Origin of the sequence: Cyanobium sp. L1E-Cus (genome assembly GCF_024345755.1) — a bacterium.
GTDB lineage: Bacteria > Cyanobacteriota > Cyanobacteriia > PCC-6307 > Cyanobiaceae > Cyanobium_A > Cyanobium_A usitatum.
In genome coordinates, this window is the sequence record NZ_JAGQBS010000015.1 from 1 (window position 1) to 25,695 (window position 25,695).

Below are 25,695 nucleotides of genomic sequence, written 5' to 3' on the forward strand. Positions count from 1 at the left end.
CCAGCTCCAGCTCCAGCTCCTCTAAACCCACCAGCTCCTGCACCTGGCGACCCAGCGTGATCTCCTGCTCATGGGACAGCAGCGGCACTCGCCCGATGTCCCGCAGGTAGCTACGCACCAGGTCGCCACCTGATTGGGCCGAGACAGCACCGGCACTGGGGCTGGAGCCAAGAACGGGCAGGGCGGACATGGCTAGCCGGTTTACGAAACTCTTTGGTTTCGCAAACCTACCATTCTTTTTAAGGGCGAACATGGGTGGCATGCCCACTGAACGGCTGCAAAAACTGATAGCCAACGCCGGGCTCTGCTCCCGTCGACAGGCAGAACAGCTGCTGGACCAAGGCCTGGTGCAGGTAAATGGTGCCGTGGCCCAGCTGGGCGATCGGGCCGACCCCGAGCGCGATCGCATCACCGTGCGGGGAGAGCCCCTGGCGGCCCGGCCCCAGCCCCTACTGCTGCTGCTCAACAAACCGGTGGGAGTGGTTTGCAGCTGCCACGATCCCGAGGGGCGAACCACCGTGCTGGACCTGCTGCCAGCCGAACTGCGCCACGGCAGTGGACTCCACCCGGTGGGCCGGCTCGATGCCAACAGCCGCGGCGCCCTGCTGCTCAGCAACCAGGGGGAGGTGACCCTGCGGCTCACCCATCCCCGCTACGGCCACCGCAAGACTTACAGGGTGTGGGTGAAGGGCCAACCGGAGGACCGAGTGCTGGAGCGCTGGGCTGCCGGAGTGCCCCTTGATGGCCAGGCCAGCCAACCGGTGGGGCTGGTGCTGATTCAAAGGCGCCCCCAGGCAACCGAAATCGAACTGCGGATGGGAGAGGGACGCAACCGTCAGATCCGGCGCACCGCCGAGGCCCTTGGCCACCCCGTGCTCGATCTGCAGCGGCTTGCAATCGGCCCCCTGCAGCTGGGCGCATTGCCCGAAGGTCGCTGGCGGCGCCTCGATCGCCAAGAATGGCAACTGCTTAATCCCACGCCCCCACCCTGAGCGCCTCCACCCCGCTGCCACCAAAGCGCCCGCGAGGCCGCCCCGGCCGCTGGTGGCGCCCTGGAAGCTGGTGGAGCCCCGGCTGCTGGTGGCGCCCTGGACAATCAGCGGCCCCAAGTGGGCCTGCTGAGGCTCCGGCTGATCCGTTGCTGGCAGCAGGCCAGCGGCTGCGGCTGCGGCGCGAGGAACGGGGCCTGAGCCTGCGGGACCTCGCTCTGCAAACACGCATCAGCGCGGCAGTGCTGGAAGCCCTAGAGCGAGGCTGGCGCGACCGGCTACCGGAGGCCACCTACCTACGCACCATGGTGCCGCTGATCGAGCGACACCTAGAGCTGCCAGCGGGCAGCCTGGAAACGGCGCTGCCCAGCAGCGAGCAACACCGCCGTTTCCAGGGCCAAAAGCGAGAGCCCCTGCTGCGTCGTTTCACGCCGGGCTCGATCGATGTATTCACCACCTGGCAGGGCACCCTGCTCTACGGCCTACTGACCCTGGGACTGATCTACGCGGTGAACCTGCAGCAGCAGCAACTGGCAGCCCGGGGGCTGCTGGCACTACGGCCGATTTCGCCCCTGCCTGCCGCTGACCAGGCCAAACCGCCGCGGGCTGATCAAGCCCTACTGCAGCTTTATCCCGAGCTGCGCCCCCTGGAGCTGGCCGCCAGGGGCCAGGGGGTTGGGCAACTGCGGCGGGCAAAGCCAAGCCAAATTCCAGCTGCCGGAGTGCTGGAGCTGCAATTAAGCCAGCCCAGCCAGCTCACGCTGGAGAGCGCCAGCGGAATTCGCACCAACCTGCGTAACAGCAGCGGCAGCATCAGCCTGCCCCTCAGTGGCAGCTTCCGACTCAGCCTCAACCCTCCACCCAGCGCCGGCGATCTAGTGAGCTGGAACGGCTCGCCCCTGCAGCCAGTAAAGGGCCAGCCCGGTCAGTTCAGCTCACCAGCAGACGCAGCCCGGCCGTAGCTCGCCGCCATGGCGCCATAGCCCTGCAGGGCCCCGTCCAGGCTGGCCACCGGCTGCTGCAGGCGCCAAGTCCAGTTGCCCGAGCTGGTGCCTGGGGTATTGAAGCGGGCCCGGTCATCGAGCTCCAGCAGATCCTGAAGGGGCACAACCGCTAGGTCGGCAGGACTGGCCAGGGCCAGCTCCAGCAGCTGCCAGGCCGGCGCCGTGATCGGTGCACCCACCGCCTCGGCCAGCCGCTGACGGGCGTCGTCACCGAGGCTCTGCCACCAGCCAACGCTGGTGGCGTTGTCGTGGGTGCCGGTGTACACCACCCAGCGGCGACCGCGGATGTTGGCTGGTAGGTAGGGATTGGTGGAGTCGCCATCAAAGGCGAACTGCAGGATCTTCATGCCTGGCAAACCGAAGCCATCACGCAAGGCCTCCACCGCCGGGGTGATCACACCAAGATCCTCAGCAATTAGGGGCAGGTGCCTGCCGCGGCGCAGCCAGAGCAAGGCCAGCAACGGCCAGCCTGGAAACCAGCGCCAGCTTCCGTTTTCGGCGGTGAGTGCATCACCGGGCACGCTCCAAAAAGACTCCAGAGCGCGGAAGTGATCGAGCCGCAGCTGGTCAAACAGTTCGAATTGGCGCTGCAGGCGGGCCAGCCACCAGCTAAAGCCGCTGAGCAGGTGTCTGGGCCAGCGATAAACAGGGGTGCCCCATAGCTGGCCGGTGGCCGAGAAGTAGTCGGGCGGCACGCCGCTCTGGGCCGTGAGCGAGCCATCGGAGCGCAGGGAGAACAACGAGCGGTGGGCCCAGACATCGGCGCTGTCGTGAGCCACATAAAACGGCAGGTCTCCCAGCAGCTGCACGCCGGCCTGACTTGCCTGACGGCGCAGCAGCTGCCACTGGCGCTGCAGCTGCCACTGAAGCAGCTGCTCCTGCAGCAGCCAGTCGGCGCGCTCGGTGGCAATTCGCGCTAAGGCGCGGCGCTGACGCTGGGCCAGGGGCGCCGGCCACTGCCACCAGGGCTGGCCGCCTTGGAGCCGACGGATCACCATGAATAGGGCGTGGTCTGGCAACCAGCGCCGTTGGCTGCGCCGCCAGCGGGCAAAAGCCCGTTGCTGCTCTGCCGGCTGGGCGCCCCAGCGGCGGGCCAGGGCCTCCCCCAGAGCCGTACTGCGGGCCGCAACCACAGACAAATCCATCGGCCCGGCCGCCATCGCAGCTCCAGGTAGGGCCTCTAAGTCATGGGGCTCCAGGAAACCCTCCTGCTGCAACCGCTCACCATCCAGCAGCCAGGGGTTGAGGGCTGAGCCGCTAGGGGAGCTGTAGGGCGAACCAGTGCCGTCGGGGGGAGCAAGGGGCAGCAGTTGCCAAACGCCAATGCGATGGCGACCGAGGAGGTCAAGCCAATCGTGGGCAGCCTGGCCAAAGCTGCCGCAACCACCCTTACCGGGCAGGGAGGTGGGGTGCAGCAGCACCCCGGCATGGCGGTGGGCCTGATTCACGAGGCCGGCAGCCGATATCGACTAATGATGGCCTTGGCAAACGCCGGAATGTGGGCTTCGAGCTTTTCTGGGTGGTTACGCCGCAACCAGAGGGCGTTGCGGGTGAAGTGGGAGTCGATCGAAAAGCGGCCATATTCCAGGCCCTTCGGCCCAAGCCGCTGCACCACCAAACCGATCAGGTTGGCCAGCCACATGGGCAGCTTCAGGGCCTTGTCGTAGGCCTCGATGCCCTGCTGCACCGCCGCAAACCGCTCACCACTGGAGGTGACAGGGGCCACGTCAAGCTCCTCCTCCACCAGATCCAGCAGCAACTGGCCCCTGGGGTTGCGCACCGTGAGCCATTGGCTGCCGAAGGTCGCGCCCATGTAGCCCACCACCAGATCGGCGCCGGCGTTGGTGTAGTCGAAACAGCTCAAACAACTCGGAGCAAATACATCCTTGAGCTTGGGTGTGTCCAGCCCAAAGAAGGGCACCGTTTCCTCGCGGCCGTCGCTGTGGCGGAAGTGGATGCGGAAGTCCTGCATGAACTCGTAGTGGACCACCGTTTCTGGCGAGCTGACGGTGCTGTCGAGGAAGGTCTGCAGGCCCGCTCGACTGACGTTGTCTACGCAGGGCAAGCCCAGCACGTAGAGCTCGTCGAGGGGCAGGGTGGGTTGCACCGCCCGCAGGGCCTGGATCTGGCAGCCCACGCCGATCGCCAGCAGCTTGCGGATGCCGCTGCCGGGCAGCTGCTCTAGCACCTCCAGATTTGGGGACAAGGTGGGCTTATTCACCCGGGCGCTGAGCACCTCCTCCGGGGTGCGGGCGAGGCGGGGCACGGGCGTGAAGCGATCCTCCTCGCTTTGGCCAACGCAAAGCACGGCGTCGACCAGGCCAGTTTCCAGGGCCCGCACACCGATGCGGCTGACGATCCCGGTCCACTGGGCCCCTTCGATCGGTTGCTGGAGCCGGGCGGTGAGCATGCGCTGCTGCACCCCGAAATAAAGCTCCTCCTCGTTGTCGAGGTCGCGGCTACGGCCATGGGCCGCAGCCTCCATAGCCTCAAAACGCTGCTCCAGAAAGGCGCAGCTGTTTTTCACGTAAGCAACCCAGCGGCTGTCACACAGACCGCACTGGCTGCATAAATCTTTGGCGGGATAGACGCTGCCCTTGGCCAGGGGCCGGGCGCGCTCATGGGGAGCACTTGCAGCCATCAGCGGATTTCCCCATCGCATCTGCGCCGCAACAACCTATCGGGTGCAAGGCGTAGAGGCTTGGGCCAAAGTGGTTTGCCGACAAGCCCCCATGGCCCGACGTTCCGCCCCAAGCCAACCCCGCCGGGGACCCACCCTGTTGCGGCTGGGTGCGTTAGCCGTGGGCATGGCCATGGGCGCTGGTCTGATCGGTGTGCTCTGGCCCATAGGCGACCGTGCCACAGAACCGCTGCAGCAGCTGACGCCAGCCGACCTGGCCAAGCCCCCCAACCGCAGCATCACCCTGCTGGTGATCGGCCTGGACAGCGAGCGTCCCGGGGATCCGCTCAACAAGGCCGCTCCCCGGGGGGCAGCCAACGCCGATGCCCTGCTGCTGGTGCGGGTTAATCCCCAGGGGCCCCTGCAGGTGCTCAGCCTGCCGCCCAACCTGGCCGTGCAACTACCGGGCCAAAAACGCCCCCAGAGTCTCGGCAGCCTTTATCGCATCGGCGGCGTAGCCCTCACCGCTGATGCGGTGCGCAACCTGGTGGGCCTCGACTCGGGCCAGCCAGCGCGCTTTTTGGTGCTGGGACGCTCCAACCTGCGCAGCCTGGTGGATGGCCTGGGCAGCATCGCCGCCAATCCCACCCTGGCTCTTCGCTACAACGACAAGAGCCAGCGCTTCAGCATCAACCTTCAGGGCGGGCTGCAACGGCTCAAGGGCAACCAGGTGGAGCAACTGGTGCGCTACCGAGATCCAGACCGGCCTGAGGAGAGTCGCCAGGACAACCAGCAGCTGGTGGTGCGCAGCCTGCTGCGGGAGCTGGCCATGCCGGAACAGCTGGGCCAACTTGCCAATTTGCTCAAATCACTCAACAACCAGGGGGTTGTCACCAACTTGAGCCAGCCAGAGACCCTGAGCCTGCTGGCGGCTGGCCTAGCTCAGGCCGAGAACGTGCAATTCACCAGCCTGCCCCTCGCCCCGGCACCCGAACCGGCACCGGAACCCAACAGCAGCCGAGGGGGAAAACTGAGCCTGCGCGAGATCAGCAGCAGCGCCCCTGAGCCCCTCTGGCCGGCAGCGACCACCTCAACGGCTCAGCAATAGCTCCCAGCGCAGGGCCAAAGCAGGGGCCAGGTCAAAAGGCTCCTCCAGGGTTCCCAACCAGGGCAGGCCATCGCCGCGGCGCAGGTCTGGCTGCCAGGGGCCACCGGCCTGCACCAGCCCGGCCAAGGGCACTTGCCACTGGGCCAGCAGGGCCGCCATCGCGGCCGGCAGGCCCGTCTGCAGCTGCTCGGCCGTCAGCAGCAGCAGCACCGGCTGGCGCCAGGCCCCAAGGGCCTCGGCCCAGTGGCCGTATCCCTGCAAAACCAGGCCGGGATCAAGCGGCAAGGGCACCAGGCCTGGTCCCAGCTCAGCCAGGGAGGCCAGCGATTGGGGCGGTTGCTCAATTGCGAGCGGTTTGCCCCAGGGCAGGCCCAGGGCCAAGGCCAGCGATGGCCCCGCTTCTGCTTGCAGCGCCGCCACCGCAGCCCCTGCACCAGCTCCCACCAGCACCAACGGGCGTTGCCGACCAGGCAGGGAAAGAGTCATGGATTTTTGTACTAGGTGGGCGGGCTCGCTTCTACCATCAGGTTTCAGCCGACGCGTTAGCGCCCGCCGTGACCAGTTTTCTGACCGCTGATCGCGTGGCACCCCAGGGCAGCGCGAGCCAGTCGAATCACGACACCCGGAGGCTGCGGCTGTTCAGTGGCACCGCCAACCAAGCACTAGCTAAAGAAATTGGCACCTATCTGGGCGTGCCAGATGGGCCGCGGGTGATCAAACGCTTCGCAGACGGCGAGCTTTATATCCAGATTCAGGAGTCGATCCGCGGCTGCGATGTCTTCCTGATCCAGCCCACCTGCGCCCCGGTGAACGATCACCTAATGGAGCTGCTGATCATGGTGGATGCCTGCAAGCGGGCCTCGGCCCGGCAGATCACCGCAGTAGTTCCGTATTACGGCTATGCCCGTGCCGACCGCAAGACCGCCGGACGGGAATCGATCACCGCCAAACTCGTTGCCAACCTGCTGGCTAAATCAGGGGTGGATCGGGTGCTTGCCATGGACCTGCACTCCGCCCAGATCCAGGGCTATTTCGACATCCCCTGCGACCACATCTATGGCTCGCCGGTGCTGGTCGACTATTTGCGCACCCGCGACCTTGGCGAAGTGGTGGTGGTGTCCCCGGACGTGGGCGGGGTAGCGCGGGCCCGGGCCTTCGCCAAGCAGATGAATGACGCTCCCCTGGCGATCATCGACAAGCGTCGCTCCGGTCACAACGTGGCCGAAAGCCTCACCGTGATTGGCGATGTGGTGGGCAAGACCGCAATCCTGATCGACGACATGATCGACACCGGCGGCACGATCTGTGCCGGTGCCCGGCTGCTGCGGCAGCGGGGGGCAACCCGGGTGCTGGCCTGCGCCAGCCATGCGGTGTTTTCCCCACCGGCAATCGAGCGGATGTCGGAGCCTGGGTTGTTCGAGGAGGTGCTTGTCACCAACAGCATTCCCCGCCGCGATGAAGACCGCTTCCCCCAGCTGCAAGTGCTCTCGGTGGCCAAGATGCTCGGCGAAGCGATCTGGCGCATCCACGAGGAGAGCTCGGTGAGCTCAATGTTCCGCTGAGGGCAGTTCCGCTGAAACCAGTTCCGCTGAGGGCAGTTCCGGTGAAGTTGAGTCGTTTCGCCCGCTTAAAGGCCTTTTTGCCAGCTGCGGCGAGCATTTTGCTCACCCTGCCTTGGGCTGCCACCGCTCCACTGCTGGCCCAAACGCAGCCAGCTCCGCCCCGGCGCATCGGCGTGTGGCTCACCAATAGCCCCAGCCCCCTCTACTACGACCCCGCCCGCATCGATCGGGCGGTGCAGGAGCTGGCCGAAGCGGGCTTCAACACCCTCTATCCAAACGTGTGGAGCCGGGGCACCACCTTCCACCGCTCCCGCCACGCGCCGATGGAGCCGGCCCTGGAGAAGGCCAACCCCAACCTCGATCCGATCTGCCGCTTCACCAAGGCCGCCCATCGCCGCGGCCTGCAGGTGATCCCCTGGTTTGAGTACGGCCTGATGGAGCCTGCCGACGCAGCCGTGGTGCGCCAAAACCCCGATTGGGTGCTGCAGCGCCGGGATGGCAGCACTGAGATGGTCATGCACGGCAAGCCAATGGTGTGGCTCAACCCGGCCCACCCGGGGGTGCGGCAGCGCTTTCTTGGCCTGATCGGCGAAATCGTGCAGCGCTGCAGCGTCGATGGCATCCAACTCGACGATCACTTCGCCTGGCCGGTGGAGCTGGGCTACGACCCCTACAGCCGCGAACTATTCCGGGCGGCCACGGGCCGGGAGCCGCCAAACGACCACACGGATCGGGCCTGGATGCGCTGGCGGCGTCAGCAGCTCACCGCCCTGCTGCGGGAGCTGCGGGGCCAGCTCAAGCCCTCTGGCACGGTGATCAGCCTCTCGCCGGGCCCCTTCCGCTTTGCTTACAACCACTGGCTGCAGGACTGGGAGCTTTGGTCCTTGGGCGAGCTGATCGACGACCTCGTAGTGCAGAACTACGCCCACTCGGTGAAGGGCTTCGAAAAGGACCTCAACCAACCGGCTCTGGTGAAGGCGCGCAGCTGGGGCATGCCTGTGGAGATCGGCATCCTGGCGGGCTTCGGTGGCCGTACCCCAACCATGGCGACCCTGGCCCAGAAAGCCCAGCTGTCGCTGCAGCGGGGCCATGGCGTGATCTATTTCTATTGGGAGGGCCTTTGGGGTTTGCACGCCGGGCCTGAGGGGGCTGCCTACCGCAAAGCTGCCTTTCGCCAGCTGCACCAGAGCCTCAAGGGGGCGCCCATGCCCCCTCCGCCGGTAGATCTGCCGCAGCGGCGCTGATTAGTTTGCGCCCAGGCACTGACTAACCACCTCACCGGTGTTTGGGGAGAGAGATGCTGCCGCCAGCTGCTCGAGGGCTGCGTGCATCGCGGCTGAACGGACTGGTCCGTAGCTCTGCCAACGGCTAAACACCTTGGCCAGGCGCGAGGCTGTGATCGGGTTGCGCTGGTCGAGATCGGCGATGCGAGCTGCCATGAAGCGGTAGCCGGAGCCATCGGCGGCATGGAACACCGCCGTATTACCGGCGAGCCCCCCGAGCACGGCCCGCACCGAATTGGGCGCCGCGGGATCAAAGCGGGGATGTTCCAGCAGGCGAGCCACCCGCTCCAAGCCATCGGCAAAGGGCGCAGATGCTTCTAAGGCAAACCAGGCATCAAGGATCACCGGCTTGTGCTGCCAACGTTGGTAAAAGGTTTCCACCGCCTGCTGGCGCTCAGCGATTGGTTGGCACTGCAGGGCCCTGAGGCCAGCGCGGGCCAGGGTCATCGAGGGGCCGTGCACCGCCGCCGCTGCGGCCGCCGCAACCTGCGCATCACCGGCGGCCACCCGCCAGCTCCACACGGTGCCCGTAAGCAGGCGATCGCCATTGCCAGCGGGCCAGGCCAGGCTCCACTGGGGCGTGCAGCGCTCCAGGGCAGCGCTCAGGGGCACGGCCAAGTCCGCACCAAAACGCTGCTGCAGGGCAAGCAGCGCCGCAAACAGGGCCGGCGGATCGGGCTCAGCGCCAACGGCAACGGCGGCATCTTCCAGCTCGGGCAAACCTGGCAGGGCCAGCAACACGCTGCGGCTGGCCTCGGATAGGGAGGGATCGGCCAGGATCCGGCCGAAGGCATCGATCAGCTCCTCTTCCAGCAGGCCATCGGCGCTGCCTGCGGCGCGGGCCAGCACGGCTTGGCGCAGCAGCACCTGGCCCGCATCCCAGCGGGCAAAAGGATCGCTATCGGCAGCCAGCAGGTGCACCAACTCGGCGGTGGGCCGGCCCATTTCCAGGATCACCGGCGCTGAAAAATGGCGCAGTAGAGAAAGGGCCGGGGGATGGTGCTGGCGAGGGAGTCCCACCAAGCGCAGGTTCTGCTGGGGCTGGTCGATCACCAGCAGGCGGGTGCCATCTCCAGCTAGTCGGGCTGGGTCTGGTTCTCCCTCGATCCGCACGGGGAGGGATTCGCCGCCCTGACCCAGCAGCCCCAGGGCGAGGGGAATCACCAGCGGCTGCTTGTCGCTCTGGCCGGGTGTCACTGGGGTGTGTTGTTGCACCTGCAGCTCGAGCACGCCCGTTTCGCCATCCCAGTGGCGCTGGATGTGCAGCCGCGGCGTGCCGGCCTGGTGATACCAGCGGCGAAATTGGGCGAAATCAAAGGGCGGCGGCACGGGGGCGGCATCCTGCATGGCCTGCACGAAGTCTTCGCAGGTGGCGGCGGTGCCGTCGTGGCGGCTCACATAGAGCGCCATCCCCCGCATGAACGCCTCCTCACCCAGCAGGGTGTGCAACATACGAATAAGTTCCGATCCCTTTTCGTAGATCGTGGTGGTGTAGAAGTTGTCGATCGCCTGATAGGCATCAGGCTGAACGGGATGGGCCGTGGGGCCGGCATCTTCACGAAACTGGCTATTGCGCAACATAGAAACATTTTCGATGCGATTCAATGCCGCACCATGCATATCTTCCGTGAAGCTCTGGTCGCGAAACACTGTTAGGCCTTCTTTAAGCGAAAGCTGGAACCAGTCGCGGCAGGTAATGCGATTACCTGTCCAGTTGTGGAAATACTCGTGGGCAATCACGCTCTCGATCCGCTCAAGCTCGCCATCAGTAGCGGTTTCGGCGTCGGCTAGCACCAGCTTGGAATTAAAGATATTGAGGCTTTTATTCTCCATTGCGCCCATATTGAAGTGACGCACCGCCACGATGTTGAACTCATCGAGGTCGTATTCGAGGCCGTAGCGCTGCTCGTCCCAGGCCATCGAGCGTTTCAGGGACGCCATGGCGTGGGCGGTGTAAGGCGCATCGCCGGGTTCCACGTGGATACGCAGGGCCACGGCCCGGCCGCTGGCGGTGGTGAAGCTGTCTTTCACCTCCTCAAGCTGGCCCGCCACTAGGGCAAACAAATAGGAGGGTTTGGGGAAGGGGTCGTCCCAAATAGCGAAGTGGCGCCCGGCATCGAGGTCGCCACTGTCTAGGCAATTGCCGTTTGAGAGCAGCACCGGACAGCTGGCCCGATCGGCTTCGATCCGCACCTGAAAGCGACTGAGCAGATCGGGGCGGTCGGGGTGAAAGGTGATACGCCGAAATCCCTCTGCTTCGCACTGGGTCGTGAACAGCCCGCCACTGGCGTAGAGCCCTTCAAGGGTGCTGTTGGTTTCCGGGTGGATGCGCACCCGGCTCTGCAGCTGAAAAACCCCAGCGGGAGGCTGGGTGATCACCAGCTGGTCGGCGCTGAGCTCAAAGGCCTCAGCCGGCAGGAGCTCGCCATCGAGACGCAATTCCAGCAGCTCCAAGTCGACGCCCTGGAGCACCAACGGTCCCGACTGGGCCAGCGGATTGGGCACGAAGGCCAGCTGGGCCAGCACCTCGGTGTGGCCGGAGTGGAGCTGCACCGTCAGATCGGTGCGCTCAAGCAGATACGGCGCCGGACGGTAATCGGCGAGGCGCACGAGGGGCATGGGAATTACTTAGTGGTATTGGGCTTAGGAGTAGCGGGCTTAGGGGTGGCGGGCTTAGAAGTAGCGGGCTTCACTGCTGGCTTGGCATCGGGCGACTGCTTGATGGCGTCCTGCACCTTTGCCATCACATCTGCTGGCACCTCCTTGGGGCAGATCTCAGCGGCACCGAGGACAGCCGAGTTGATTGATCCCTTGCGCAGGTCGTCGATGCTGAGCGGCTTAGCTCCCACCTGGCTGATCACGCCATCGTGCTGGCCCTGAATCAGCTGGGCGATGGTTTCGCCAGCAATGCCCACCGCTTTATCGAAGGGCACCCCTGCCCCCCGGGCAATGCAAACGTTTACGGCTGCAATCCGGGTGTAGAGGTTCATTTCCGCCTCAGTGGCTGGAGCTGCCAGGGCTGCTGCCGGGACCAGCAGCAGGGGAAGCAGCAGCAGGGGAGCCAGAAAACTACGGGGCATCAGGAACACCGGAAAAGAAAAATTGCTGACTGCATGCTGCTGCATCAAGGCAGGGCGTCGTGCGGGATGGGCGCCCCCGCTTCTTCAACTCTGATCTCGTGGTGGGTTTCGGCCACATCCAGGGCGCCGTTCTTCCAGGAGTAGATCGAACGGGAGCGGTAGCGGTCTTGGTCGACCAGGCGAGTGTGCTCAAGGATGTCCCACTCCTGATAGTGGGATTCAAAAATCAGCTCGTGCTCATCCACCTGGCGGATCTGACTTTTGGTGGGGGCGCCGCTCAAGTAGCCGGAGCTGCGGCTGAGCTGGTGACCGCAGAGATTGGCCTCCATGGTGCCAGTGGGCACGTAGCTGGGCTTTTTCTCGAAGAATTCGAACTCCTGCTCGGGCCACCAAGTGAAGCGATAGGCAGCATCACCCTCCACCGGCTCACTGAATATCTCCACCCGCAGCATCATGTCGAGCCGCAGCGCCTCCCCATCCTCAAATAAATACAGCCGGCGCGAGCGCCACAGGCCCAGGTTGCGGGCAAACCAGCGCCTTGTATTGCTGTCGAGCTGAATCCTGGGGCGCGGCGCCACTGGACTGGAATTTGAAGGCATGCTCATGACATCCCGGCCCTAGGGCGCACGGCATTGGTTTATTTAGTCATAGCGAAATCGAGCTGCTCTGGCCAATTCCCCATAGGGTTGGCCACGTGAGCGCCGATCACCCCACCACGGCCGCCCAGGTCGCCAACGACGGAGCGACCGAACGCCCCGAACTGAAGCTGCTGCTTGTCGCCACCAGCTACCACCTGGCCAGCCAGGACCTACGCAACCTGATCCAGTTCCTCAAAAGCGAGGAGTGCGCTTTCAAGGTGAGCCTGGAGATCGCCGATCCGGGCCACCAACCCCAGCTGCTGGAGCTGCACCGGCTGGTGGCCACCCCGGCCCTGGTGAAGCTCGACCCCCTGCCCAAGCAGGTGATCGCCGGCAATGCCATCACCCAGAAGCTGCGCAGCTGGCTGCCGCGCTGGCAGCAGATGGAGGTGGTTACTAGCCTGGGCATGAGCCTGCGGCCCGCTGAAATTGATGGCAGCCGCACCAAGCGCGAGCTGCAGCTGGAAGACCAGCTGCTGGTGCTGCGCCAGGAAAACGAAACCCTGACCGAGCGCCTTGGGGTGCAGGAGCGCCTGCTGCGGATGGTGGCCCATGAGCTGCGCACGCCGCTGACGGCTGCCAAGCTCGCTCTCCAGAGCCACACCCTCGGCCAGATCGACGAGACCCGCTTCCGCGACGTACTCACCCGCCGCCTCGACGACATCCAGGAACTCTCCAAGGACCTGCTGGAGGTGGGTACAACCCGGTGGGAGGCCCTCTTTAATCCCCAGCGCCTGGCGCTGGGCAAGGTGGCCGCCGAGGCGATCCTGGAGCTGGAAAAACTCTGGATCGGCCGCGACCTAGAGCTGATCACCGACATCCCCGCCGACCTGCCAGATGTGTTCGCCGACCAGCGCCGCATGCGCCAGGTATTGCTGAACCTGCTGGAAAACGCCCTCAAGTTCACCCCGGACCGGGGCCGGGTGCACCTGACCCTGCTGCACCGCACCGACCAGTGGGTGCAGGTGAGCTTTTGCGACACCGGGCCGGGTATCCCCAAAGCGGAGCAGGAACGGATTTTTCTGGATCGGGTGCGCCTGCCCCAAACCTCCGGCACCACCTCTGGCTACGGCGTGGGCCTATCGGTGTGCCGCCGCATCGCCGAGGTGCACGGGGGGCGCATCTGGGTTGTGTCGGAACCCGGCGAGGGTGCTTGCTTCCACGTCAGCGTGCCGGTCTGGAGCGGCCAGGTCCAACCCGCGCTGACGCCAAGGGGGCCTGATCGTCGCGTCGCCCCCACTGAGAACAGGCCCTGAAGCGCTGCTCTCCTTGACGAAGGGTCCCCCTGCCCCGTAGCTTCCAATACATCAACGCCCCACAGCGTTGTGGCCTCGCCCCCATCGTCTAGAGGCCTAGGACACCTCCCTTTCACGGAGGCGACAGGGGTTCGAATCCCCTTGGGGGTATACATAAATCCAGCTCCTTTAATGCCCAAGGGGCAAAAGAGAAGGGTTATTTAGTTCAACTCTTGTTTGATCAGGAATACAACTCCTGTTTAATCAGGATTGGGCGGCGCGGCGTTCCGCCTCTCGCTGCACTCCGCGCAAGTTGTTGGCCAGGTCTTCGCGCAGACGTTGCTCGATCAAGCCAATCGGCATGCCGGGCCGGCCCTGCACCGTGAGCTCGTAGAGCAGGTGGGTGGTTTCACCAGTGCGGCCGATCTGCCAACAGCCTTCAAAGCGGCGGAAATCACCGCGGCACATGCAAAAACGCAGCTCGCCCGCCTCGATATCTTCCTCAATCTCGAGCTCCACCTTGGCGCTGAAACGCAGCCCACAGAACTGCTGGGTGCCCACCTGCTCCAAACCCACCCGATTGCCGCGGCGCCACAGCTGGCGGGAGGAGGCCAGGTTGGGAATAAAGCTATTGAGATTGGCGTAATCGGTGAGCACGGACCAGATCCAGCGAGGATCAAGCGGTAGGCGCAACTGCACCGCCAGGCGCCTGGTGCCCTGGGGCAGACGCTCCATCTCCTGCTGGATGGTGTCGAGGCTGCAAATGGCGGTTGGGGCGGAATTGGTCAAATCCGCAGGCCCATTCGACAACAAATCCGGCTCAGCCAGTTGGCCAGGCAGACCTGATCGGGCAAGAAGCTGCGCCAAGGACGCACGGCGTAAGTGTGCTGGGGCACAAACCTAGCGGTGTCTGCCGGGAATTCGCTGCGGCCGTGTTCCCTATGATCAGCGCGTTTTTGAGGGGACTGAGTCTGCATGCGTGTTTCCACCGGTCGCGCCAACCAGTCCGACAACCGGATGTTCACCGTCGTGGTGGAAGCCTTCGGAGTGAGAAGCCAGCGTCAGGCTGAGCGCCGCTTCACCGTGCCATTCGGCCAACTCCAGGGCCTGATGCAATCAATCGCTCAGACAGGCGGTCGCATCAGCGCCGTTCTCGCAGACGATGGCGCCAGCCCAGCACCCGCCCCCAAAGCAAACGCCGCTCCTTCGAAACCCGCTGCCGTGTCCCACGCCGACGTTCCCGTCAACCTTTACAAGCCGAAGGATCCGTTCGTCGGCACGGTGACCGATAACTACAGCCTGCTGGCGGAAGGGGCTATCGGCCGGGTGAATCACATCACCTTCGACCTCTCCGGTGGTGACCCCCAGCTGCACTACGTCGAAGGCCAGAGCATCGGCATCATTCCCGACGGCACCGATGCCAACGGCAAGCCCAACAAGCTGCGCCTCTACTCAATCGCCAGCACCCGCCACGGCGACAACCTGGAGGGCAACACGGTGTCGCTGTGCGTGCGCCAGCTCCAATACGAGAAGGATGGCGAGACGATCAACGGCGTCTGCTCCACCTTCCTCTGCGACATCGAACCCGGCGCCAAGGTGAAGATCACCGGCCCGGTGGGCAAGGAGATGCTGCTTCCTGAAGACGAGGAAGCCAACGTGATCATGCTTGCCACCGGCACGGGTATCGCGCCGATGCGCACCTACCTGCGCCGCATGTTTGAGCCCTCCGAGCGGGAGAAGAACGGCTGGCATTTCCGCGGTAAGGCCTGGCTGTTGATGGGCGTGCCCACCACCCCCAACCTCCTTTACGACGACGACTTCAACCGCTACGCCAGCGAGTTTCCCGAAAACTTCCGCTACACCAAGGCGATCAGCCGCGAGCAGCAAAACGCCAACGGCGGCCGCATGTACATCCAAGACCGCGTCAGTGAGAACGCCGAGGAGATCTTCTCCTGGATCGAGAATCCCAAGACCCACGTCTACATGTGCGGTCTGCGGGGCATGGAGCCCGGCATCGACGAGGCGATGACCGCCGCCGCCACTGCCAAGGGTTTGAACTGGGCCGAGTTGCGTCCCCAGCTCAAAAAGGCCGACCGCTGGCACGTCGAAACCTATTGATTTCGAGCCAAATCCGCTTCCCCTGCCCGCCCCCAAGGCGGGCTTTTTTTTGGCGAATCCCACACAGAAACCATCACAAAGTGGGGCAAGCGGTGGGCGACGGCGCCAGGCCCGTTAAACCATGGGCACCAGACAGGCATTCATGGGCGCTGTGCTCACCAATCCACTGCGGGTAGGACTCCGCCAGGAGCGGGTTATCCCGCCCCAATGCCTGGTTATTTTTGGGGCCAGTGGCGACCTCACCCATCGCAAGCTGGTGCCGGCGCTTTTTGAGTTGTTTCGCCAGCGGCGCCTGCCCAGTGAATTTGCGGTGCTGGGCTGCGCCCGCCGCCCCTGGAGCGATGAGGACTTCCGCGGCAAGATGGCCGAGGCCATGGCCCAAGAGGTGGCTGAGCACCGGGTGGCCTGGGAGCAATTTGCCGCCGGGCTCTTCTATGAGCCGGTGGATCTGGAGGATCCCCCTTCGGTGGTGCGGCTGGGCCAGCGGCTAGAGGGCATCGACCGGCTGCGGGCCACCCGCGGCAACCGCACCTTCTACCTGTCTGTGTCGCCCAACTTTTACGGCAGTGGCTGCCGCTCCCTGGCCGCCGCCGGGCTGCTGAGCGACCCGAGCCGCAGCCGGGTGGTGATCGAGAAGCCCTTCGGCCGCGACTACGGCAGCGCCCAGGAACTCAACCGGGTGGTGCAGACCTGCGCCCAGGAAAACCAGATCTTCCGGATCGACCACTACCTGGGCAAGGAGACGGTTCAGAACATCCTGGTGATGCGCTTCGCCAACACGATCTTCGAGCCGATCTGGAACCGCAACTACATCTCCAGCGTGCAGATCACGGCGGCCGAAACCGTGGGCGTGGAGGAGCGGGCCGGCTACTACGAAAGCTCGGGCGCCCTGCGCGACATGGTGCAGAACCACCTCACCCAGATGCTGGCCCTCACGACGATGGAGGCACCGGGACGCTTCGACCCCGAGTCGATGCGCAACGAAAAGGCCAAGGTGCTGCAAGCGGCGCGCCTAGCCAATGAAGACGAGCCCTGGAAGTGTTGCGTGCGGGGCCAGTACGGGCCAGGGGGATCCAGCACCCGACCAATCGCCGGCTACCGCCATGAGCCGGGGGTGAACCCGGAAAGCACCACGGAGACCTACGTGGCGATGAAGCTGTTCATCAACAACTGGCGCTGGCAGGGCGTGCCCTTCTACCTGCGCACCGGCAAGCGCCTGCCCAAGCGGCTCTCCGAGGTGGTGCTCACCTTCCGCGAGGCGCCCGTGCACCTGTTTGATGCCGCTGGCGGCGCCCCCACCCCCAACCAGCTGATCCTGCGCATCCAGCCAGATGAAGGCGCTGAATTCAAATTTGAGGTGAAGGCCCCCGGCTCCGGCATGCGCAGCCGGCCGGTGGATATGGCCTTCTCGTACGACGACAGCTTCGGTGAACCAAGCGACGAGGGCTACGTGCGCCTGCTGGCCGACGCCATGCTGGGCGACCCCACCCTGTACACCCGCAGTGACGAGGTGGAGGCCGCCTGGCGTCTCTACACGCCGCTGCTGGAACTGATCGAGGACGCCCCCTCCCAGCTGCCCGTGTACCCCTACGAGGCCCGCACCTGGGGTCCTGCCGCCGCCGACAACCTGCTGGCTGAAGACGGCCTGGCCTGGCGTCGCCCCTGATTTCTCTTGCCCTGACCCCATCCCGAGTCTGACCCCATGTCGACCCAGCTCACCCTCCAGGCCCCCCTCGCCCTACCCCCCGACCAGGTGCCCGGCTACCTGGAGCGCCTCTGGGATCGAGAATTGGGCAGCTCCCCCGGCGCCGCCACCTTCACCCTGGTGGTGTGGGAGGGCTCCTGGCTGGAGCAGCAGCTGGTGCGCTGCGGCCGGCTTGATGGACCAATCACGGGCCTACTCAATGAAACGGTGTTGGAGGCGGCCCGCGCTGCGGCGGTGAGCTGCGGCTTGCCCCTGAGCACGGCACCGATGGATCCCAAGCTGGCCTGGGCGCTCGGCCAGCTTGGCGGCAATCACCACGCCGAAGACCAGCGCGGCCAGTTTGTGGAAGGGGCGATCAGCGCCCACATGCCCCGGCGACTGATCACCCTGGCCCCCACCCTCGACGGCGGCCAGCCCTTAGAAACCCTGGTGGCCGCCTACTGCCCCCTGCCGGAGGAGGGCGCTGGCGGCTCCGCTTGCGGCGACGTGGTGGTGCTCAGGGGCGGCACCGGTGCCCTGCGCCAGAACCTCGATCTGGTCCAACCCCTGATCGCCCCAGACCTGCCCTGCTGGGTGTGGTGGAACAGCAGCCTCGATGAGGCCCCTGAGGTGATGGCGGCTCTAGCCACCGGCGCCCGGCGCCTGGTGGTGGATTCGTCGCTGGGGGATCCGCGCCGCTGCCTCGACCTGCTGGTGGCCCGGATCGATGCGGGCCAGCCGATCAACGACCTCAACTGGCTGCGGCTGCGCAGCTGGCGCGAATCCCTGGCGATGGTGTTTGATCCGCCCTCGCGGCGTGATGCCCTCAACCACGTGGTGCAGCTCGACCTCGACGTGGAGGGCTCCAACCCGGTGAAGGGTTTGCTGTTGGCGGCCTGGCTGGCCGACCGGCTGGGCTGGCACCTGATCTCCACCTATGCGGTGGATGGCGATGGGGTGGGCGATGGCATCGGCGCCGAATTCGAGCGCACCGACGGCCAAACCGTGCGCTTCCGCCAGATGCCGGTGCCAGTGGGCGTACCCAAAACCCACCCCGGCGCCATGGTGGGGCTGCGGCTGATCTGCCAAAGCAGCCAGGGCTCACCGCTATGCGTGATCCTCTGCTCCGAATCGGGCGGCTGCATGCGGCTCGAATCGGGCGGCATGGCGAGCATGGAACTGGCTGAAGAGGTGGTGCCCCTGCCCAATGAGAGCGAGGAGATGGAGATGGCCCGCCTGCTCTCCGGTGGCCACGACTCCACCAACCCCCTGCTGGCAGCCGCCGCCCCCCTCGCCGCCAAACTGCTGCCCTGAATGGCCTGTCTGATCGCCGCGCCCAGCAGCGGTAGCGGCAAGACCCTGCTGTCGCTGTGCCTGGCGGCCTGGGCCCGGGCGCAGGGCCTGGGTTTGCAGCCCTTCAAGGTGGGGCCCGACTACCTCGATCCCCAGCTGCTCAGCCGGGTGAGCGGCCACATCTGCCGCAACCTCGATCCCCTGCTGTGCGGGCCCGAGTGGCTGGAGCGCTGCTTTAGCTGGCACGGCAGCCGGGCCGACCTGGCGCTGGTGGAGGGGGTGATGGGCCTGTTCGATGGCCGCGGCCCCAGCAGTGAGGGCAGCTCGGCGGCGGTGGCGGCCCAGCTCGGCCTGCCGGTGGTGTTTGTGGTGGAGGCGTCGCGGCAGGCGGGCTCCCTGGCGGCGCTGGTGCGGGGCTTCCGCGACCATGGCCCACCAGCGGTGCAGCTGGCCGGGGTGGTGCTTAACCGGGTGGGCAGCGAGCGCCACCACGCCCTGCTGGCGGAAGCCCTGGCCAGCATCGAGGTGCCGCTGCTGGGGGTGCTGCCGCACCACCCCAGCCTGGAGCTGCCCTCCCGTCACTTGGGCCTGCTGCCGCCGGGGGAGCTGCACGACCTCGAGCAGCGCCAGGAGCAGTGGGCCGAGCTGGCCGCCCGCCACTTGGACCTGAAGCAGCTGGTGCCCCTGCTGGCCCCACCAGCAGCCGAGCCAGGCGCCGAAAATCCGATCAGCTGGTGCCTGCGCCAGAGCTCCCAGCGCCTGCGCCAGAGCTCCCAGCTGCGACATAGCTCCCAGCCCCTGCCGGTGGCGATCGCCAGCGATGCGGCCTTCCATTTCCGCTATCCGGAGGCCGGCGAGCTGCTCGAGGCGGTGGGCCTGGAGCCGCGGGCCTGGAGCCCCTTGGCCGATGAGCCCCTACCCGAGGGCTGCCGAGCGGTGCTGCTGCCGGGGGGCTACCCGGAGCTGCACACGGCCCAGCTGGCGACGAGCCGGCGCAGCCTGGGCGACCTGGCCCGGGCTGCGGCGGCGGGGCTGCCGCTGGTGGCCGAATGCGGCGGCCTGCTGCTGCTGGGCGAGCAGCTGGCCGATGGCGAGGGGCAGCTGCAGCCGATGGCTGGCGTGCTGCCTTTCAAGGCCCGCAAAGGCGCCCTGAGCCTGGGCTATCGCACGGCTACCGCCACGGCCAATGGCTTGCTGGTGCGGCCGGGTGAGAGCTTTTGCGGCCATGAATTTCACCGCTGGCAACTGGAGCCTCTGCAGAACTGCGACAACTCTGTGGCAGCCGGCGACGGGCTGTGGCAGCTTGACGGCTGGGGGACCGTAACCCGGAGCGAAGGATGGACAGCGCCGAACGTGCACGCCAGCTGGCTGCACCTCCACTGGGCTGGATGCCCGGTGATTCCCTCACGCCTGGCAGCCGCAGCCGCGCGCGCCGCGCCGCTGCCGACGAGCGCCGCTTCGTGCAGCCCCACGAACCCCGGCCCCAGATCCAGCAAGAACGCTGGCGTTTGATCGTGCGCGGCCAGGTGCATGGGGTGGGCTACCGGGCCGCCTGCAAGCTGCGGGCCCAGGATCTTGGCCTGAGCGGCTGGGTGCGCAACTGCTCCGATGGTTCGGTGGAGATAGAAGCTGAGGGCTGCCCGCAGGAGCTCACCGAGCTGCGGCTGTGGTGCGAGAAGGGCCCGGCTGAAGCGGTGGTGAACAGCGTGGCTAGCAGCCAGGTAGCCGCCGCCGGCACCGACTGGTTTGAGGTGCGCCGCTGAAATGGCTCAGCTGAACACCCCTCCCCAGCTCGAACTGTGGCTGCTGCGCCATGGGATGACCAGCTGGGCCCGCGACGGGCGCCACACCGGCCGCACCGACCTGCCCCTACTGCCGGAGGGTGAAGCGCAGGCCCGGGACCTAGCGCCAGGGCTGGCGAGCCAGCGCTTTGCGGCGGTGCTGGTGAGTCCGCTGCAGCGGGCCCAGCGCACCGCCGAGCTGGCGGGCCTGGCGGAGGGCGCCCAGATCTGCCCCGACCTGCAGGAGTGGGACTACGGCCGCTACGAGGGCATCACCACCGCCGAGATCCGCGCCCAGGTGCCCGACTGGAGCGTATGGAGCCATGGCTGCCCAGACGGTGAAAGCTGCCCCCAGGTGGAGGCGCGCTGCCAGAGAGTGATCGCCCTGGCTGAATCCCTGGCCTCCCCCCAGACCCCAGCGGTGGCGCTGGTAGCCCACGGCCATATCTTGCGCAGCCTGGCGGGCACCTGGCTGGGGCTGGGGGCTGCAGGCGGGGCCCTGTTCAACCTGAATACGGCCACGCTGTCGGTGCTCGGCCACGAGCGGGAACGACGCACGGTCGTGCGCTGGAATGCCCAGGTAACGACCCCACCATGAGTACCAACCTGCTCGGCGAGCTATCAGCTTTTGGTTTGGCGATCGGCTTTTCGCCGCTGCACATCGGCCTGCTGCTGCTGCTCCTGCTCGGCCCCAAGCCGCTGCAGCGGGGCGGGCTGTTTGTGGCTGCCTGGCTGGTCACCGCCGCCCTGGCCATAACCCTGCTGCTCACGGTGGGCCACAGCCTGCTGCTGAGCATGGACAAGGGCAGTGACCACCTCACCGGCCTCGACCTACTGGCCGCCGGCGCCCTGCTGGGGCTGGGGGTGAAGGAGCTGCTGAATAAAAATGAAGAGGGTGCGGGGCCGCCGGGCTGGACGCGCCGCCTCGATCAGTTCTGTGCCCTGCCCCTGCCGCTGCTGCTGGCCATCAGTGCCGGCCTGCAGGTGGCCAGCCCCGACGATCTGTTTCTGTTTGCCAAGTCCGCCAGCAGCCTGCTGTCAGCGGGGCTCGGCCGCGGCCAGGAGCTGCTGGCCACTGGGATATTCAGCCTGGTGAGCGCCAGCCTGCTGCTGCTGCCGCTGCTGGCCCTGCTGCTGGCTGGCCCAGAGCGCATGCTGCCCCTGCTGGAGCGGGGCAAGCAGTGGCTGTTCGCCAAGGGCGACCTACTGGTGGGCCTGGTGAGCGTGGCCCTGGCGGTGTATCTGGGCTGGCAGGGCATCGAGGGCCTGCGGCTGGCCTGAGAGGCCAGCGCAATCAGCCATCCGCCTGCAACCAGTCGCTCCAGAGCTGCTGGTCGGCGAGGGCGCTGGGGCCACCACCTGGCGCGCCGGCCTGGAGGGTGACCGCCTGGCTGGCCCGGCTCACGGCCACATACACCAGCTGGCGGCGCAGCACGGTGTCGCTGGGCCAGAAGACATCGCCATCCACAAACACCTCGGAAAAAGTGCTGCCCTGGCTGCGATGCACGGTGAGAACGGCGGCCGGACCGAGGGAGGCAAAGGCATCTCGCACCAGGAAAAAACGGCGCCACAGCCCCTTGCCGTCCTGCTTGCCGGCGTCCTTGGCCTGTTGGCGTAGGCGGGCCAACACAGCCTCGAGGGCGATCCGGGCCGCCGAGCCCAGGGGCGGCAGTAGCCGCAGGCTCAGCTGGCTATCGCCGGCCTCCACCCGGGCGGTGAGGGTATCGATCACCGGCGCATCAGGCACGCCGAAGTCGGCCAGATCGCAGCGTTCGGGGATTACATCGCGCACCACCAGCTCCCGGTTGGAGCCCAGCAGCATGTCGGGCTCCTCGGCGGCGTCCTCGCCCTCGCGGCAAGCGGGGGCCATCACGGCAGCGCGGGTGATCAGCACCTCACCTGGCAGCACCGGCAGCTGGTCGGCCATTTCGCCGTGCAGGGCGCGGCGGGCGATCGGCACCAGCTGCTCGAGGGAGCGGTTTGTGTAGCAGAGGATGCGGGCTAGGTCGGGGTTGTCGGTTTCGGCGCTGCGGCGCAGGGCTGCCTGGGCGGCCTCGAGCCACTCACGCCGGTCCAGCAGGGCCACCTGACCGCTGGCATTGCGGATCGGTGGCAGCGGCGGCGGGCGGCGGCAGGGCAGGTCGCCCTGGCGCAACCCCGAGGCCAGGCGCAGCACCGGCCCCTGGTGGCGCACCACCTGGCGCAGCTCAGCCCGGCTGGCCCGGCCCAGGCTGAACACCGGGCTAACGGGTTCACCAACCGGCGGCAACTGGGCCGGATCGCCCACAAACACCAGCCGGGTGCGAAAAGGGTGGGCGCAGCGCAAGCTGATCTCCAGCAGGGTGGAGTCCACCATCGAGGCCTCATCGATCAGCACCAGGCCCAGGTGCTCGAGGGCGACGGCGGTTTGCTCCGTTTCCTCGCAGCGCTCGATATCGCGCTGGCGCTTGAGTTTCAGCCGCAGCAGGCGGTGAATGGTGGAAGGAAACCAGGTGGGCGAAAGGCCAGCCCCAGCCAGATAGGAGCGCAGCACACCCACGGCCTTATGGGTGGGGGCCACCACGGTCCAGCAGAGGCCGGTGGCCTCCACCTGGGCCAGAAAGCGCATCGAGAGGAAGGTTTTGCCGGTGCCGGCGTAGCCACTGAGCACAAAGGGCGTGCCATCTGCGGGCGCCGCCAGCCAATCGGCAAAAGCGGCGGCGGCTGCCTGCTGGTCGGCAGTTAGGGCCGCGGCTGAGTCGGGAGCTTCGGAGTCAACCAACCGCGGTGAACCAGCCCAGGCCCTGGGCCAGATGCAGCGGCGAGCCAGCCAGCACCAAACCAGGCAAGGCCACCAGCGGACCGATCAGGGCGCCGATCAGCACCTCCAGGCGGGTGTGGCCAAGATTTTCCTTGAGGGGCTTGGCGTCCGGTCCCATCTCATTGACGCGGGCGGCGGTGAGGCCGGCGGCGCGGCGCACGCCAGAGGCGTCGTAGAGCACCACAAAACAGAGCACGGCCGCCAGGGCAAACAGTGGCCCCTCAAAGCCCTGCACCCAACCCAGGGCTGCGGTGGTGCCGGTGAGCAGGGCCGAGTGGCTCGAGGGCATGCCACCGGTTTCCACCAGCACCCGCGGATTCCAGCGGCGATGCACCACCAGCTCAATCACCAGCTTGGAGAGCTGGGCGACGCCACAGGCCGCCAGGCCCCACCAGAGCACGCCGTTGTCAAAGACGCCTATCAGCACGGAGTTACTCATCAATTACTCATCGGTCGCGGCTGGTGATGTAGTCGGCCAGGGCCAGCAGGGGCGCGGCACTGGCCTGCCAGGGAGCCAGGGCGGCCTTGGCCTCGATCACCAGGGCATCAGCCCGCTGGCGCGATTCCTCCAGGCCCAGCAGCTTGGGGTAGGTGGTTTTGTCGGCGGTGAGATCCTTGCCGGCGGTTTTGCCAAGCACCTCACTGCTGGCGGTGACATCAAGGATGTCGTCGATGATCTGAAAGGCCAAACCAATGCCGCGGGCGTAGGTGCGCAGGGCGGCCAGCAAGTCTTCGGAAGCGCCGGCGATCAGGGCGCCGGTGAGCACACAGGCCCGCAGCAGGGCGCCGGTTTTGTGCAGGTGGATGTATTCGAGGGTGTCGAGATCGACGGATTTGGCCTCGCACTCCAGATCCACCACCTGACCGCCCACCAGGCCGGGGGCGCCGGAAGCCAGGGATAGCTCGCCCACCACCGCCAGCAATCGCTCAGCCGCCACGCCTGGGCTGCGCAGCGCCACCATCTCAAAGGCGCGGGTGAGCAGGGCATCGCCGGCCAGGATGGCGTTGGCTTCGCCATACACCTTGTGATTGGTGGGGCGGCCGCGGCGCAGATCGTCGTTGTCCATCGCCGGCAGATCGTCGTGGATCAGCGACATGGTGTGCACCATCTCAAGGGCCACCGCCGTGGGCATGGCCAAGGCGCTGTCGCCGCCTGCCAGCTCACAGGCCGCCAGGCAGAGGATCGGCCGCAGCCGCTTGCCACCGGCCAGCAGCGAATAACGCATCGCCTCGCGCAGGGATTCGGGCCGCTCCGGCCCCAGGGAGCCATCAAGGGCCGCCTCTACCCGCAGGCGGGTCGCCTCCAGATAGGCGGCGAAGTCAAAGGGGCTGGAGTCCGCCGCGGTCATGGAGCTTCGGCCAGGGGCCTCCGTGCTAGCGGGATTCTCTCAGGCGGGGTGGCGCAGGGTGCTCAAGAGCGCGCAACGTTGCGGCCGAGAGCGCTGGCTTCCATTTTGATGGTCTCCTTGATTCCGTACAACCTGTACAGAATCAGGGACAGCAGCAGAACATCACCCCCCCATCCTGTTCACCCCCTCGACCCTTATCAGCCCAGGGACCATCCAATCCCCGCTCAGGGCACCAGATCGCCCAGGCCGTGCTCGACACCGGCACGGCGGCACCAGGCCACCACGGTGTTTACCAGCAGCATGGTGACGGTCATCGGGCCGACGCCACCGGGCACGGGGCTGATGGCGCTGGCTAGGGGCTCCACCTCCTCAAAACGCACATCACCGCACAGGCCACCCTCAACGCGGTGGATGCCCACATCCACCACCACAGCCCCAGGCTTGACATGCTCGGCACCGATCATGCGGGGCCGGCCGGCGGCCACCACCAGCACATCGGCCTGGCGGGTGAGGGCAGCGAGATCAGGGGTGCGGGAGTGGGCCACGCTCACGGTGGCATCGGCGGCTTGGAGCATCAGCGCCATCGGCTGGCCCACCAGGATGCTGCGGCCCACCACGACGGCCCGCTGGCCGGAAAGGGCCACGCCGTGGCGGGCCAGCAGGGCCATCACACCAGCGGGGGTGCAGCTACGCGGCCCGGGCTCACCCTTGAGCAGGCGGCCCAGGTTGAGGGTGTGCAGGCCGTCGGCATCCTTCTCCGGATCGATCGCCAGCAGCAGCGGGCCCTCATCGAGGCCGGCAGGCAGGGGCAGCTGCAGCAGGATGCCGTCGCAGGCGGTATCGGCGTTGAGCTGCTGCACCGCGGCCAGCACTTCGGCAGCGCTGGCCGTGGCACTGAGGTGGGCGCCGAGGCTAGTGATGCCCACCCGGGCGCAGGCCTTTTCCTTATTAGCTACATAGACGCCGCTGGCCGGGTCGTCGCCCACCCGCAACACCGCCAAACCAGGCGGGCGCCCCACGGCTGCCAGTCGCTCAGCGATCGTCGCCTGCAACCGGAGTTCGATCTCACCGGCCAGCTGGCGGCCGTCCATACGGGTGGCCATGGTGCAGAAAGCGAGCACTCCTCCCCAGCTTGCAGTCCCGCCCGGCCT

25 protein-coding genes and 1 tRNA gene are annotated in these 25,695 nt (G+C 66.6%); 14 read left to right on the plus strand and 12 right to left on the minus strand.

The window, feature by feature from the left end; translation table 11 throughout:
* Nucleotides 1–190, minus strand: a 190-nt coding sequence (locus KBZ22_RS12140; protein ID WP_315858616.1) for a sigma-70 factor domain-containing protein, incomplete at its 3' end; no start/stop codon positions are given.
* A 70-nt stretch (nt 191–260) separates the two neighbouring features.
* Between KBZ22_RS12140 and KBZ22_RS12145 the strand changes: the two genes are divergently transcribed.
* The gene (locus KBZ22_RS12145) at nt 261–992 is read left to right on the plus strand and encodes a pseudouridine synthase (RefSeq protein WP_254961393.1); all 732 of its coding nucleotides are present in this window, start codon (nt 261–263) and stop codon (nt 990–992) included.
* Between the two features lie 146 nt (nt 993–1,138).
* Nucleotides 1,139–1,951 (plus strand): helix-turn-helix transcriptional regulator, encoded by an 813-nt coding sequence (locus tag KBZ22_RS12150; protein ID WP_255022151.1) that lies wholly within the window; start codon nt 1,139–1,141, stop codon nt 1,949–1,951.
* Here KBZ22_RS12150 and malQ read toward each other — a convergent pair.
* Nucleotides 1,915–3,441 (minus strand): 4-alpha-glucanotransferase, encoded by a 1,527-nt coding sequence (malQ, locus tag KBZ22_RS12155; RefSeq protein WP_255022152.1) that lies wholly within the window; start codon nt 3,439–3,441, stop codon nt 1,915–1,917. The genes KBZ22_RS12150 and malQ overlap by 37 nt on opposite strands.
* Nucleotides 3,438–4,634 (minus strand): Coenzyme F420 hydrogenase/dehydrogenase, beta subunit C-terminal domain, encoded by a 1,197-nt coding sequence (locus tag KBZ22_RS12160; RefSeq protein ID WP_255022153.1) that lies wholly within the window; start codon nt 4,632–4,634, stop codon nt 3,438–3,440. Before KBZ22_RS12160 ends, malQ begins: the two co-directional genes overlap by 4 nt.
* A 91-nt stretch (nt 4,635–4,725) precedes the next feature.
* Between KBZ22_RS12160 and KBZ22_RS12165 the strand changes: the two genes are divergently transcribed.
* Nucleotides 4,726–5,721 (plus strand): LCP family protein, encoded by a 996-nt coding sequence (locus KBZ22_RS12165; protein WP_255022154.1) that lies wholly within the window; start codon nt 4,726–4,728, stop codon nt 5,719–5,721.
* Here the strand turns inward: KBZ22_RS12165 and KBZ22_RS12170 are convergent.
* Nucleotides 5,704–6,207 carry a hypothetical protein gene (locus tag KBZ22_RS12170; RefSeq protein WP_255022155.1) on the minus strand — a complete coding sequence of 168 codons (504 nt, stop codon included), beginning with the start codon at nt 6,205–6,207 and terminating at the stop codon, nt 5,704–5,706. The genes KBZ22_RS12165 and KBZ22_RS12170 overlap by 18 nt on opposite strands.
* A gap of 68 nt (nt 6,208–6,275) precedes the next feature.
* On the opposite strand from KBZ22_RS12170, the gene KBZ22_RS12175 reads away from it, so the two are divergent.
* Nucleotides 6,276–7,283 (plus strand): ribose-phosphate pyrophosphokinase, encoded by a 1,008-nt coding sequence (locus KBZ22_RS12175; RefSeq protein ID WP_254998464.1) that lies wholly within the window; start codon nt 6,276–6,278, stop codon nt 7,281–7,283.
* A 47-nt stretch (nt 7,284–7,330) separates the two neighbouring features.
* Nucleotides 7,331–8,527, plus strand: coding sequence for a glycoside hydrolase family 10 protein (locus KBZ22_RS12180; protein WP_396112068.1), 1,197 nt, complete (start codon nt 7,331–7,333; stop codon nt 8,525–8,527).
* Here KBZ22_RS12180 and pepN read toward each other — a convergent pair whose 3' ends face one another.
* Genes pepN through KBZ22_RS12195 form a run of 3 tightly spaced genes read right to left on the minus strand, consistent with a single transcriptional unit; the run spans nt 8,528 to nt 12,251 of the window.
* A complete protein-coding gene (gene pepN / locus KBZ22_RS12185; RefSeq protein ID WP_255022156.1) occupies nt 8,528–11,185 on the minus strand; it encodes an aminopeptidase N in 2,658 nt (885 codons plus the stop codon).
* Between the two features lie 5 nt (nt 11,186–11,190).
* A complete protein-coding gene (locus KBZ22_RS12190) occupies nt 11,191–11,691 on the minus strand; it encodes a cAMP phosphodiesterase (RefSeq protein WP_255022157.1) in 501 nt (166 codons plus the stop codon).
* Entirely contained in the window at nt 11,691–12,251 is a 561-nt protein-coding gene (locus KBZ22_RS12195; protein WP_255022158.1) for a hypothetical protein, read from the minus strand. The genes KBZ22_RS12190 and KBZ22_RS12195 overlap by 1 nt, the downstream gene beginning before the upstream one ends.
* 89 nt (nt 12,252–12,340) lie before the next feature.
* Between KBZ22_RS12195 and KBZ22_RS12200 the strand changes: the two genes are divergently transcribed.
* A complete protein-coding gene (locus KBZ22_RS12200) occupies nt 12,341–13,540 on the plus strand; it encodes a histidine kinase (RefSeq protein WP_254998470.1) in 1,200 nt (399 codons plus the stop codon).
* A 77-nt stretch (nt 13,541–13,617) separates the two neighbouring features.
* A tRNA-Glu gene (locus KBZ22_RS12205) sits at nt 13,618–13,690 on the plus strand.
* Between the two features lie 93 nt (nt 13,691–13,783).
* Here the strand turns inward: KBZ22_RS12205 and KBZ22_RS12210 are convergent.
* Complete coding sequence (locus KBZ22_RS12210) at nt 13,784–14,254, minus strand: SRPBCC family protein (protein WP_255022189.1); 471 nt, start codon at nt 14,252–14,254, stop codon at nt 13,784–13,786.
* A gap of 240 nt (nt 14,255–14,494) precedes the next feature.
* Here KBZ22_RS12210 and KBZ22_RS12215 point away from each other — a divergent pair, with 240 nt between their 5' ends.
* The 7 genes from KBZ22_RS12215 (at nt 14,495) to KBZ22_RS12245 (ending at nt 21,676) form a co-directional block, all read left to right on the plus strand.
* Entirely contained in the window at nt 14,495–15,637 is a 1,143-nt protein-coding gene (locus KBZ22_RS12215; protein WP_255022159.1) for an FAD-binding oxidoreductase, read from the plus strand.
* A gap of 142 nt (nt 15,638–15,779) precedes the next feature.
* Nucleotides 15,780–17,303, plus strand: a complete 1,524-nt coding sequence (zwf, locus tag KBZ22_RS12220; protein WP_255022160.1) for a glucose-6-phosphate dehydrogenase — start codon at nt 15,780–15,782, stop codon at nt 17,301–17,303.
* Between the two features lie 36 nt (nt 17,304–17,339).
* Nucleotides 17,340–18,635 carry a glucose-6-phosphate dehydrogenase assembly protein OpcA gene (locus KBZ22_RS12225; RefSeq protein ID WP_254998472.1) on the plus strand — a complete coding sequence of 432 codons (1,296 nt, stop codon included), beginning with the start codon at nt 17,340–17,342 and terminating at the stop codon, nt 18,633–18,635.
* Nucleotides 18,636–20,126: a cobyrinate a,c-diamide synthase gene (locus KBZ22_RS12230; protein WP_255022161.1), complete on the plus strand. Its 1,491-nt coding sequence runs from the start codon at nt 18,636–18,638 to the stop codon at nt 20,124–20,126.
* Nucleotides 20,075–20,377 carry an acylphosphatase gene (locus tag KBZ22_RS12235; RefSeq protein ID WP_254961377.1) on the plus strand — a complete coding sequence of 101 codons (303 nt, stop codon included), beginning with the start codon at nt 20,075–20,077 and terminating at the stop codon, nt 20,375–20,377. The genes KBZ22_RS12230 and KBZ22_RS12235 overlap by 52 nt, the downstream gene beginning before the upstream one ends.
* A 1-nt stretch (nt 20,378) precedes the next feature.
* Complete coding sequence (locus KBZ22_RS12240; protein ID WP_255022162.1) at nt 20,379–20,993, plus strand: histidine phosphatase family protein; 615 nt, start codon at nt 20,379–20,381, stop codon at nt 20,991–20,993.
* A complete protein-coding gene (locus KBZ22_RS12245) occupies nt 20,990–21,676 on the plus strand; it encodes a GAP family protein (protein WP_255022163.1) in 687 nt (228 codons plus the stop codon). The genes KBZ22_RS12240 and KBZ22_RS12245 overlap by 4 nt, the downstream gene beginning before the upstream one ends.
* A gap of 13 nt (nt 21,677–21,689) precedes the next feature.
* Here the strand turns inward: KBZ22_RS12245 and KBZ22_RS12250 are convergent, their stop codons facing one another.
* The 4 genes from KBZ22_RS12250 to folD all read right to left on the minus strand — a co-directional run bounded on the left by KBZ22_RS12250 (nt 21,690) and on the right by folD (nt 25,647).
* Nucleotides 21,690–23,156 carry an ATP-dependent RecD-like DNA helicase gene (locus tag KBZ22_RS12250; protein WP_255022164.1) on the minus strand — a complete coding sequence of 489 codons (1,467 nt, stop codon included), beginning with the start codon at nt 23,154–23,156 and terminating at the stop codon, nt 21,690–21,692.
* Nucleotides 23,149–23,634 (minus strand): divergent PAP2 family protein, encoded by a 486-nt coding sequence (locus KBZ22_RS12255; protein WP_255022165.1) that lies wholly within the window; start codon nt 23,632–23,634, stop codon nt 23,149–23,151. Before KBZ22_RS12255 ends, KBZ22_RS12250 begins: the two co-directional genes overlap by 8 nt.
* 7 nt (nt 23,635–23,641) lie before the next feature.
* Nucleotides 23,642–24,544: a geranylgeranyl diphosphate synthase CrtE gene (gene crtE / locus KBZ22_RS12260; protein ID WP_255022166.1), complete on the minus strand. Its 903-nt coding sequence runs from the start codon at nt 24,542–24,544 to the stop codon at nt 23,642–23,644.
* A 224-nt stretch (nt 24,545–24,768) separates the two neighbouring features.
* Nucleotides 24,769–25,647 carry a bifunctional methylenetetrahydrofolate dehydrogenase/methenyltetrahydrofolate cyclohydrolase FolD gene (gene folD, locus KBZ22_RS12265; RefSeq protein WP_255022167.1) on the minus strand — a complete coding sequence of 293 codons (879 nt, stop codon included), beginning with the start codon at nt 25,645–25,647 and terminating at the stop codon, nt 24,769–24,771.
* Between the last annotated feature and the right edge of the window lie 48 nt (nt 25,648–25,695).

What these genes read in the sequence shown, in the direction of transcription:
- KBZ22_RS12165 (WP_255022154.1), top strand. Translation starts at nt 4,726, where the DNA reads ATGGCCCGACGTTCCGCCCCAAGCCAACCCCGCCGGGGACCCACCCTG.
- KBZ22_RS12195 (WP_255022158.1), bottom strand. Translation starts at nt 12,251, where the DNA reads ATGAGCATGCCTTCAAATTCCAGTCCAGTGGCGCCGCGCCCCAGGATT.
- KBZ22_RS12170 (WP_255022155.1), bottom strand. Translation starts at nt 6,207, where the DNA reads ATGACTCTTTCCCTGCCTGGTCGGCAACGCCCGTTGGTGCTGGTGGGA.
- KBZ22_RS12215 (WP_255022159.1), top strand. Translation starts at nt 14,495, where the DNA reads ATGCGTGTTTCCACCGGTCGCGCCAACCAGTCCGACAACCGGATGTTC.
- KBZ22_RS12210 (WP_255022189.1), bottom strand. Translation starts at nt 14,254, where the DNA reads ATGGAGCGTCTGCCCCAGGGCACCAGGCGCCTGGCGGTGCAGTTGCGC.
- KBZ22_RS12245 (WP_255022163.1), top strand. Translation starts at nt 20,990, where the DNA reads ATGAGTACCAACCTGCTCGGCGAGCTATCAGCTTTTGGTTTGGCGATC.
- KBZ22_RS12255 (WP_255022165.1), bottom strand. Translation starts at nt 23,634, where the DNA reads ATGAGTAACTCCGTGCTGATAGGCGTCTTTGACAACGGCGTGCTCTGG.
- KBZ22_RS12240 (WP_255022162.1), top strand. Translation starts at nt 20,379, where the DNA reads ATGGCTCAGCTGAACACCCCTCCCCAGCTCGAACTGTGGCTGCTGCGC.
- KBZ22_RS12225 (WP_254998472.1), top strand. Translation starts at nt 17,340, where the DNA reads ATGTCGACCCAGCTCACCCTCCAGGCCCCCCTCGCCCTACCCCCCGAC.
- crtE (WP_255022166.1), bottom strand. Translation starts at nt 24,544, where the DNA reads ATGACCGCGGCGGACTCCAGCCCCTTTGACTTCGCCGCCTATCTGGAG.
- zwf (WP_255022160.1), top strand. Translation starts at nt 15,780, where the DNA reads ATGGGCGCTGTGCTCACCAATCCACTGCGGGTAGGACTCCGCCAGGAG.
- KBZ22_RS12230 (WP_255022161.1), top strand. Translation starts at nt 18,636, where the DNA reads ATGGCCTGTCTGATCGCCGCGCCCAGCAGCGGTAGCGGCAAGACCCTG.
- KBZ22_RS12145 (WP_254961393.1), top strand. Translation starts at nt 261, where the DNA reads ATGCCCACTGAACGGCTGCAAAAACTGATAGCCAACGCCGGGCTCTGC.
- pepN (WP_255022156.1), bottom strand. Translation starts at nt 11,185, where the DNA reads ATGCCCCTCGTGCGCCTCGCCGATTACCGTCCGGCGCCGTATCTGCTT.
- KBZ22_RS12190 (WP_255022157.1), bottom strand. Translation starts at nt 11,691, where the DNA reads ATGCAGCAGCATGCAGTCAGCAATTTTTCTTTTCCGGTGTTCCTGATG.
- KBZ22_RS12160 (WP_255022153.1), bottom strand. Translation starts at nt 4,634, where the DNA reads ATGGCTGCAAGTGCTCCCCATGAGCGCGCCCGGCCCCTGGCCAAGGGC.
- folD (WP_255022167.1), bottom strand. Translation starts at nt 25,647, where the DNA reads ATGGCCACCCGTATGGACGGCCGCCAGCTGGCCGGTGAGATCGAACTC.